At 39.4% G+C, this 9,865-nt stretch carries 10 protein-coding genes; 3 read left to right on the top strand and 7 right to left on the bottom strand.

Features of this window, described 5'->3' with window-relative positions:
- Window positions 1–243: 243 nt before the first annotated feature.
- From ACKFKF_RS32855 to ACKFKF_RS32835, 5 genes are all read right to left on the bottom strand, one after another.
- A complete protein-coding gene (locus ACKFKF_RS32855; protein WP_446871592.1) occupies window positions 244–1,770 on the bottom strand; it encodes a DUF7151 family protein in 1,527 nt (508 codons plus the stop codon).
- 20 nt (window positions 1,771–1,790) lie between these two features.
- Window positions 1,791–2,336, bottom strand: coding sequence for a gliding motility-associated C-terminal domain-containing protein (locus tag ACKFKF_RS32850; protein WP_446871591.1), 546 nt, complete (start codon window positions 2,334–2,336; stop codon window positions 1,791–1,793).
- A 1,071-nt stretch (window positions 2,337–3,407) separates the two neighbouring features.
- The gene (locus ACKFKF_RS32845) at window positions 3,408–4,202 is read right to left on the bottom strand and encodes a hypothetical protein (RefSeq protein WP_446871590.1); all 795 of its coding nucleotides are present in this window, start codon (window positions 4,200–4,202) and stop codon (window positions 3,408–3,410) included.
- 134 nt (window positions 4,203–4,336) lie between these two features.
- On the bottom strand, window positions 4,337–4,834 hold the full coding sequence (locus tag ACKFKF_RS32840; protein ID WP_446871589.1) for a hypothetical protein: 498 nt from the start codon (window positions 4,832–4,834) through the stop codon (window positions 4,337–4,339).
- 799 nt (window positions 4,835–5,633) lie between these two features.
- Entirely contained in the window at window positions 5,634–6,221 is a 588-nt protein-coding gene (locus ACKFKF_RS32835) for a hypothetical protein (protein WP_446871588.1), read from the bottom strand.
- 15 nt (window positions 6,222–6,236) lie between these two features.
- Here ACKFKF_RS32835 and ACKFKF_RS32830 point away from each other — a divergent pair, with 15 nt between their 5' ends.
- The 3 genes from ACKFKF_RS32830 (at window position 6,237) to ACKFKF_RS32820 (ending at window position 8,326) form a co-directional block, all read left to right on the top strand.
- The gene (locus ACKFKF_RS32830) at window positions 6,237–6,416 is read left to right on the top strand and encodes a hypothetical protein (RefSeq protein ID WP_446871587.1); all 180 of its coding nucleotides are present in this window, start codon (window positions 6,237–6,239) and stop codon (window positions 6,414–6,416) included.
- A gap of 90 nt (window positions 6,417–6,506) precedes the next feature.
- Window positions 6,507–7,466, top strand: coding sequence for an NAD(P)-dependent alcohol dehydrogenase (locus ACKFKF_RS32825; RefSeq protein WP_446871586.1), 960 nt, complete (start codon window positions 6,507–6,509; stop codon window positions 7,464–7,466).
- A gap of 20 nt (window positions 7,467–7,486) precedes the next feature.
- Window positions 7,487–8,326 (top strand): CPBP family intramembrane glutamic endopeptidase, encoded by an 840-nt coding sequence (locus tag ACKFKF_RS32820; RefSeq protein WP_446871585.1) that lies wholly within the window; start codon window positions 7,487–7,489, stop codon window positions 8,324–8,326.
- 32 nt (window positions 8,327–8,358) lie between these two features.
- Here ACKFKF_RS32820 and ACKFKF_RS32815 read toward each other — a convergent pair whose 3' ends face one another.
- Complete coding sequence (locus ACKFKF_RS32815; protein ID WP_446871584.1) at window positions 8,359–8,910, bottom strand: Crp/Fnr family transcriptional regulator; 552 nt, start codon at window positions 8,908–8,910, stop codon at window positions 8,359–8,361.
- A 344-nt stretch (window positions 8,911–9,254) separates the two neighbouring features.
- A complete protein-coding gene (locus ACKFKF_RS32810) occupies window positions 9,255–9,617 on the bottom strand; it encodes a hypothetical protein (RefSeq protein WP_446871583.1) in 363 nt (120 codons plus the stop codon).
- Window positions 9,618–9,865: the final 248 nt, after the last annotated feature.

Raw genomic sequence — 9,865 nt, 5'->3', positions numbered from 1 at the left:
GCTTTTTTGCAATATTTTGGCTATAACTTCCGCCTCGGTGCGTGTGTTACGAACCGAAATAATGACCAAATGCGTGGTGCGTGAGACATCCACCACGGCTTGAGTGACATTAGCATTGCTTTAGCCTCAACCTTGTTCCGAAGTTCAGTAAAGACAAGTTGCCGGGCATATCCAATCAAGCCGCTATTTCATAAACACCCTGTTAGCGGTTCCTCCTATCGTTACATTCTTGATCCATCATTTTTATCGTCTGTAGATAATTAGATAGCAGTATCCTGTCGCCGCAAACATACCCAAGTTGCTGGCTTTTAAACTGACACCCAAGGCAATTTCATAGTTTGGTAAAAAACTAAACACATTACCGGATGATAGGTAAGCGTCTGCAGTAGTAGAAAATTCGTTATTTGTAATGATGATGCCGTTGTTCACAACTGTGTTATCTGTAAAATTGTATAATTCGACGATAGCTGTATTACTGCTATTACCAACATAAGGATTACAAACCAGTATAATTGAGTCTGCTCCCGGGTAATTTGCTTTGTTGAATTTCACAATTCCTATACCTCTAACTGGTGTTGTACTTGTCGTATTTGCACTAGTATTAATTGGCAGTATTATTGCCTTATCCTGCGGGTTGCTGCTTTGCGCAAAGCAGATCTCTTTGGTATTATCTACTTCAGTGGCATCTAATACATTATTGTTATTTTGATCAATACCTGATTTTACCCTAACACCACCCAACTGGCAAGAGGAGGAGTTAGAAAAGTTCTCTAAATCTATCAAGCTCTTTAAACCAGGGCTTCCAGCTGGTCCCCGCAAACTGACACCAGTGCCCCAGGCACCTGTTGTCTTGGGCCCAAAGAGTTGTTGCGTTGTTGTATTCACATAAAAGTCACCATCCACGCCGCTGGTCGCTAACGGGTCGGTTGTGCCATTGAGGATTGTTTTTCCATTGCTGCCCGCAATGCCCTGAGGTCCAGTAGGGCCTGTTGCACCATCCGGACCCTGCGGCCCTGCTGCTCCCGCAGCCCCTGGTAACCCTTGTGGCCCGGCAGGTCCAACGGGGCCCTGCGGCCCTGCTGCTCCCGCAGCCCCAGGTAAGCCTTGTGGGCCGGCGGGTCCAACGGGCCCCTGCGGCCCTGCTGCTCCCGCAGCTCCAGGTAAGCCTTGTGGGCCGGCGGGTCCAACGGGGCCCTGCGGCCCTGCTGCTCCCGCAGCTCCAGGTAAGCCTTGTGGGCCGGCGGGTCCAACAGGTCCCTGGCTTCCTGTTGGTCCTTTTACTCCCGGAAGACCGGGTGGACCAGTGTTTCCGGCAGGTCCGGTAACTCCCGGAGGTCCCGGTGGACCTGTAGGCCCTTGCGGTCCCGGTCTTCCGCTGTTTTCTGCATAAAGGGCATAGGGGACACTGAAAAGTTGCGTAACGCCCTGAAGCTGGTAGTTATTCCCCCCTTGCGGTGCAATTTCAACTTTCAAGAATTTGGATCCTGCGCCCCAGGGAATACCTGCAAACACTCCGGTAATCACATTTCCTTTTCCGATGGATAGTGTAAACAAGCCAAAGTTATTGGTAGCCGTCTGGTGACTTTCCTGGTAAACAACAGGTCCTGAGGCACCTCCCTCTAAAATGCTAAAACGCACACCCACGGCTTGACTTGGCAGGATACTTCCATCCGCTTTGCGGGCTACGGCCTGGTAATTTAAGGCCTGCGGCGCTTGGGAAAAAACAATTGAATTGGAAAAAAGCACAAACAAAAAGAGAAATCTTTTCATAGTAGTAGGTTGAAAAGCAGTTAACGTATCAGGGTGATTGTCCCGTTGTTTACAATGAAACCACAAGCAGCGGTACTTGCTTTAACTGTGTAGACATAGGTGCCAACAGGCTGCGGCTTCCCTTTGTACTCGCCGTTCCATGTGTCTGAAAGACTAGTAGTCTTAAACACCAGTTCACCCCAGCGATTGTAAACACAAAGTTCAAAAAACGTGGCTGCAGGCCAGTTCTTGACTCCAAAAGCATCGTTCAGGTTGTCTTTATTTGGGGTAAATGCATTGGGAATGAATTGGAGCAAGTTGCAGTCTTTGAATTTGTAAATGGGTTGTAGCAGCCCTTGGGTTGCGTAGGTTTGATTGGCCGATAAAGTTGTTATGCCAATCTCTCCTATAGAATATTCCACACTTATGGCACCGTTTTGAACTGTGTTCCCGCTTGTGTTTACCAGCGTTTGTGACTTTGCACGAGTATAAGCGGACAACAAAAGCAGGGAAATAAAGGTACAGTGCAGTGTTTTGGTTCTCATAATAAATACAATAATAGCAAGTTTGCAGATAAAAGTAAACAAAATATTTCCATTATGAGGGATTCCTGAACGCTAACGCGTGGATTTATGTTATTACACGCCCCCATTTTTTTGCCCCAAAAAAATGGAGGTATTGATTATCAAGGCGTTACAATTATACATTTTGTATTGTAGTTGCGCCAATACGATTTGTACAGTTGGTAGGGTTACCTAAACTACTGTTTGGTCCCTTTTTACTGGTTTTTTGAGGTGTTTTCATATGTTCATTTTTTTGTGCGTCTCTACTGGGTAGAGACTGTTTTTAATTGCCATATGGAATGCCCAATAATCATTTGTGCTCAGGTGTGCGGCAGTTCGTGGGCATTTCATGTTCAAAAATTTAAAAGTATTGATTTTCAATAAGTTGCAACTATACTTTTTGTATGGCCAAAAATATTAAAAATCATTTCTGTTAAAATAAGCGTTCACCACCAATAATACAAGCTATATAGCAAAAAATTTTTAGTATTAAGGTGGTGCAAAACAGGTAGGTAGGGTACCGGACGTTTCTGTGTACGGCATGGGGTGTTTATTTTAAGGCCGGGTATTGGGGTAGTAAGGTAAAGGCCTGCAGCTCGCCTACTTATAGCCCAAAAAAGAGGAGCCTTATAATCCCAGGTAGCATATCCCGCACCTAAAGCGGGGCAATGCCCGGCTTATAGTGCAGGGTTGCAAAAAAGGCCTATGGAAATACCGACGCACTACAAAAACAAACCGCCGAACCCTGATGGGCAGTAAAAGGCAACGCATATTGTAGCAGCACTGGCATAAATTTTTTACTGCATAAGGCGGTATGGCAATGCCATGCACCTGCCCGGCACAAAACAGCCAAAATGAATAGAAAAATGCGCTGCGAGGCTGATTTTAAAGCACAACGCTATCAAAATTGCTAAGCCCTATACAAACTGCTAAGCCCAGCGTTGAACCAGTGTCATTCTATAGGGCACCTCGCCCAATGCTTGCTAAAAGCAAACCTCATAATAGCAAGCCTTCTTCAATTTTTATCGGTTCAGTACAACCAGTTTTTCGTCGTTGGCCTGGAAGGCCCGACGAAGCCTTGGTTGTTATGCCCAGTTATTTTTTACTTTTCTTTTCTAGTAATGATTTCATGCTTTCGGAAAATCCTTTCCTAGATTCCTTACTCATGATTATTTGATTAATTAGAAAAGTCAATATACTCTTGATATGACTTGCATTTTCAAGGCATGCTTGGTCAGTTTCGGCATGCAAACCTTCGCTAAGTTCACTATGTAGAACTCCCAAAGGGTTCATTCCATTTGGTTTTAATATTGATGGCAATAGGTCCTTGACCAAATCAATTTTGTCTTGAGTAACTCTGGTTTGTTTCGTTTTTTCTAAAGCCGCTAAATACTGTGTTTTATGGTCAGTTTCAATTAATTCAATTATTGAATCTAAAAGTTCATCAATGATTTCTTCTGTTATTCTCCTGTAGTAGGCGAATGCGCCTAGCCCGTATCCTTGAGATTCACAAACTAGACCTTTCCTAAAAGTCTTAGCATGTTTTCCAAGCATGTTTTCAAGAGTTTTATCCATTTTTATTTCCCATTCAGGATATTGTCCGAACTTATAAACATAATCTAAGTCTGGGCTAGTATAGACATCAAACTGCCTAAAAAACTTTCTACAAGATTGGCACTCGTATAGCAATCTTAATTTTTGGTCTCCACTTGGAGGATTCATGAAATTATGAAACTCCCAATATTCATTTATCATATTGAAAGTTTGATTACCACCACAATTCCTGCATTCCATATTTATTGGCGGTTTAGAAATACCATTTAATTGTCGAGGTAATTCACAATTAAACTTTCTAAATAGTGAATATTCTTCTAAAAACTCTTTATTCATATTTTGGATTTCTTTTTATAATTGGGCATAACGGTAAAAGCTTGCTGCTGTAGCGGCAATATAGGAAAGTTTGACCTCCCGCAAAGTGTCCGCCGCTATAGCAGCAAGCTAATGTTAGCCGCACAACGTCGTCATCAGTACACTCTTATCTCCTTGAGTAATTGGATGATATTAAAGTCGCCAGAATTGCAGGTAATAGCTTTTTCTATCTCTTCTTCATTTGTATTAAGCATTGATGTGTTTATATCAATAGTTCTGTCAATGTTAACCAGCTTTATTTTTAAGGAACTAGCAGTCGATTCGCCATCACTTCTTTCTTCAAAGTAGTAGTACTGAATGTCGCTCCAATTTATAAGCCCCTGCTTTACGGTCCAGATTCCGTCTTTACTAATAACAAGTTTTATTCTGTTGTCAAAGCCGTTACGAATTAGAAAATATGCTGCTGTACCAATAGCAAGAATAGAAAATATAGTTGCCCAAGTATGTTCTTTAAAGTAATTTTTCGTACCAATACCAAAGAACAGACAAATAGTAAATAAAGCTAGTCCTGGTAGTCCGAACAATACATTAGCCCAACCCTCTTTCTTAACTACAAGGTCATGTCTATCATATGTATGTTGAGATGATTGCATAAGTTGCAGCTAACCCGTGGCTTTATGTTATTAAACGCCCCCATTTTTTTGCCCCAAAAAAAATTGAGGGATTGATTATCAAGGTGTTACAATTATACATTTTGCATGGTCAAAAGTATTAAAAATCATTTCTGTAAAAATAAGCGTTCACCTCCAATAATTCAGGTTATATAGCAAAAATTTTTTGGCATTAGGGTGGTGCATAGCGGGTAGGTAGGGCACCGGGCGTTTCTGTGTACGGCATGGGGTGTTTATTTTAAGGCCGGGTATTGGGGTAGTAAAGTAAATGCTTGCAGCTTGGCTACTTAAAGCCCAAAAAGAGGAGCCTTATAATCCCAGGTAGCATTTCCCGCATTTAAAGCGGGGCAATGCCCGGCTTATAGGGCGAGGTTGCAAAAAAGGCCTATGGAAATACTGCTACACTACAAAAGCAAACCGCCGCACCCAGATGGGCAGTAAAAGACAAGGCATATTGTAGCAGCACTGGCATAATTTTTTTTACTGCATAAGGCGGTATGGCAATGCCATGCACCTGCCCGGCAGAAAACAGCCAAAATGAATAGAAAAATGCGCTGCGAGACTGATTTTAAAGCACAACGCTATCAAAATTGCTAATCCCTATACAAATCGCCAAGCCCAGCGTTGAACCAGTGTCATTCTATAGGGCACCTCGCCCAATGCTTGCTAAAAGCAAACCTCATAATAGTGAGTTACTTCAATTTTTACCGGTTAAGTACAACCAGGGGTTCGTCGTTGGCTTGGAAGGCTCGACGAAGCCTTGGTTGTTGGCTGTAGTGCTTCAGTGTTTTGATATGTCTTTCCAAACTTTCAAATATTCTGTCATTGTCTCAACAATCCTTTCTGATTTGTCACCTTTATCAATAACAAACTCTAATATCTTAAAATACTCACCTAATGCAAGATTTGTTTGCTCAAACCAAGCGTCACTGTCTAGCCTAATGTCACTAAAATATCTGTCACCTCGTTTGTGTGCATAGTTATTGTCAAGTGGCGAATAGGAAAACACGACTTCACTTTTAGTTATACGTTGAAGTCTTAGCATGGTGTTAGGTGTGGGGTTAATCAAAACATCATTTGGGAAGTCGTCGTTTGTGTCAAACCACTCAGATTGCTTGCCTTTTATCCAATACAAAGAATGAATTAAAAAACTTGTCGCCTTAACCAAACAATAGAAATTGCAGCTGTGAAAAATTGAAGAGTACCCATTTAAAGTCACGTCAAATCCACCTGATACACTCCAAAAAGCTGAAGGTTCATAATGTTTTAAGTCCATTACTTCTCGGTTGTTTACCAAGTCAGTGAAAGACGCCTCCCGCCCTTCGTCAGAATAGTAAAGAACTGCAACCTCAAGTGAATTTTGTGTCATTAATATTTTTGATTGATGAACTCTGTCTATGCATTACAGGTAACGGTTTTGGGCTTGGCGAAGGTGGCGATTTTCACCACAAATGTTGATGCGGAGAACCAAACTTTGATTTGCCACAAATATGTCTGCGGAGCACTGAGCCGCCACTTTTGCCAAACCCGTGTTAGCGGTTCGTTGTTTTTCTATCGGTCTTAAAAGTAGTATTTTATTTCTTAACCGAAGTCAACGAAATTAGAAAATGGGTCACATACCTTTGCGCTTTCAAATAATTAATAAAAGTAAAAAATGAAAGCAGCAGTTTACACACAATATGGTCCACCAGAGGTTCTCCAAGTCAAACAGGTAGAAAAACCAACACCAAAAAATAATGAGATTTTGCTAAGAATTAAAGCCACGGCTGTCAATTCAGGCGATTGGAGATTACGCAAAGCTGACCCATTTGCTGTCAGATTTATTTTCGGCTTAATAAAACCCAAAGTTAATATTCTGGGAACTGTTTTTTCAGGTGAAGTTGAAAGTGTCGGTGAAGATGTGAAAAATTTCAATGTTGGTGACTCTGTCTTTGGTCATACAGATATGAGTTTTGGTGCCTATGCGGAATACAAATGTCTGCCTGAAAATGGGTCAGTAGCATTAAAACCTGAGACTATTTCTCACAAGGAAGCAGCCGTCATACCTTTTGGTGGAGTTACAGCATTACATTTTATAAAAAAGGCTAAGATAAAACCAGGGCAAAAAGTGCTTGTAGTAGGAGCTTCTGGTTCAGTAGGAATTGCTGCCGTTCAATTGGCAAAGTCATTTGGTGCTTATGTGACGGGTGTTTGTAGCTCTTCAAATATTACTTTAGTAAAATCCATCGGAGCAGACAAGGTAATTGATTACACAAAGGAGGATTTTACTCAAAGGAACGAAACTTATGATGTGATTTTTGATGCTGTGAAAGCAATATCTGTTTCAAGAAGTTTAAAGTCACTAAATAAAAATGGAATAATGATTCTTAGTGCTGCTGGTGTGTCGGAAATGCTTAAAGGTTTGTGGATTTCTATGTCAAGCAACAAAAAGGTAATCACAGGTGTAATTAGCCATAAAGCAGAAGACATAATATTTCTAAAGGAGCTTATTGAAGCCGATAAATGGATGCCGGTAATTGATAGAACCTATTCATTGGAACAAATTGCCGAAGCACACGCTTATGTTGAGAAAGGACATAAAAGAGGAAATGTTGCAATAGAAATTGAAAATTAATAAAATAAAATAAAAACGCAATGGAAGTATTTTTAAATTCAGAAAGAAAAATCAAAAATATCTGGTGGGTAGTGCTATTTTTTTTGATGCTATTCTGCTTACTATTTCCACTGATTATTTTAGCAGACCAGTTTTCTTTTGAGATAACAATAGTTCATCAGATTGTATTGATTTCAGTTGTTTCAATTATATGTCAACTGTTGAGGCGTAAACCAATAAGTGAATTAGCAGGCAATATCAATCTGGTTTGGCTGAAAGAATTATTTGTCGGGCTATTAATTGGTGCTGCACTTATGATTTTACCTGTTTTGATTTTATCTATTATTGGTTACATCCATTGGCAGGTAAATGTTTTTTCTTTTTCAGCTGTTTTATACGGTCTTTCAATATTTCTGTTTGTTGCCATTGCCGAGGAGCTATTGTTCAGAGGATTTATGTTTCAACGTCTAATTCAGGCTCTTGGAAAATGGCCCGCTCAATTAATTGTAGCCGCACTCTTTTTATTAACCCATATTAATAATCCTGGAATGAATGGAACTGTGAAAATACTGGCATCGATGAATATATTTATTGCTTCTATTCTGTTTGGTATTGCTTTTATTAAAACCAATAATTTAGCAATGCCTTTGGGATTGCATTTTATGGCAAATTTTATGCAGGGGACTATTCTTGGATTTGGTGTTAGTGGAGACAAAGAGCCGAGTTTATTAAAACCTGTATTTGGTAATGCTCCTATTTGGATTAGTGGTGGCGATTTTGGAATAGAAGCGAGCATTGGAGGTATGTTTTTTGTAGTCCTTATTACTATTTCACTTTATTGTTGGTATCCCCAAAAAAAAGTATATATAGTCAGCCATTAGGCTTCAATTTATTTAGAGACAGCAGACATTTTTTATGGTTTAGAATCATTTTTAGAAATCCGTTTTCTGATTCTGCTTAATGATTCGGGTTTTACGCCAACATAACTTGCAATTTGGTATTGGGGAATTTTTTGGAATAAATCAGGTCTTGATTTTAATAATTTCAGATAACGTTGCTCTGCTGTGTCGGTAGTATATGACGACATTATTTCTTGTTGCTCTGCAAATACTTTTTCCATTACTTTTCGTGAAACAGTTTCAAATTTTGGAAATCTTTTATACAGACTTTCTGCTTTTTCACTATTGCCAACTACCAAAGCACTATCCATACAGCAATCCAAAAAGTGTTTTGATGGTGCGTTCTGACTAAAACTATTCATAGAAATCACCCATTGTTCTTCGGTGAAAAAATTATTTGTTTTTTCATCACCGTCAACTACATAATACTGTCTTACACAACCTTCTAAAACAAAAAAAACTTCAGTAGAATTTTGACCTTCTTCAAGTAAAACAGTCCCCTTTTTATAATGCTTTATGCTCATTGTTTCAACAATAGCTCTAATCTCTTCGTCTGACAGAGGCATAATTCTTTGAAAATATTTAAGGAGTTTGCCGTCCATTATTTTTGTCTGTTTAGTCTTGCTGTGTCGTCCGTTACAATGACCGCTAACGATCACGGCTTGCTGCTGTGCCGGTATTTGAAAAACGGTCAGCCCGGCAACTGAAGCCGATTAGAATGTTGATGATTAAATTTAGCACAAATTCCATTATAAAACGGTCAAGCCGAAGCTGAAGATGATAGATAGTTGAAACTGAAGTTTCTTCCGTCAAGCCGGCATAGCAGCAAACCGTATGTTGTAAGCAGGCCAAATTATCTGTACAATTTTATAATTATAGAAATTATTTTGTTCTTCAGATAAGTATTATTTTATTTTAAAACAGTTGGATTAACAAAATATATTTCTTGTCCAAAAAATTGAGGCTTCGGATTGTTGCAACTTTCTTTTAAATTTCCGCTAAATGTTACAATTCGTCCCAATGTCTTTAAACTATCCGGAATATCTACACAAATGATACAAGTTCTTAAGCCGTCAATTGTATTTGGAATAGAAACATTCACTGCCCATTTTCTTATGTCATTATAATAGCCCAATGTCCCACTCCATTCAGTAGCAGTCATGATTGTTTTTCTTCGTTCGTCACAAATATCAAGTTCACATGTATTTAGTTTATTTTTTTTACAGCTTGCGAATAATACAAGTAAGAATAAAATAGAGGTGCGGAATTTCATTTTAAAATTTTCTTATTTGACAATTCAAAGTTCATGAATGCTGCTTAGCAAATACGATTAATTTGCACATAAAATTTTAAGTAAAAGTTTTGCAAAATAATTTTTACTTCTCGTTCATTCAGAGTCTTGCGGGCTTGCTTACAACGCGTGGATTTATGCTATTACACGCCCCCATTTTTTTGCCCTAAAAAAAATGAGGTATTGATTATCAAGGCGTTACAATTATACATTTTGTATTGTAGTTGCGC

Source organism: Phormidesmis sp. 146-12 (assembly GCF_052939495.1).
This window is presented reverse-complemented; position numbering and strand designations above follow the sequence as displayed.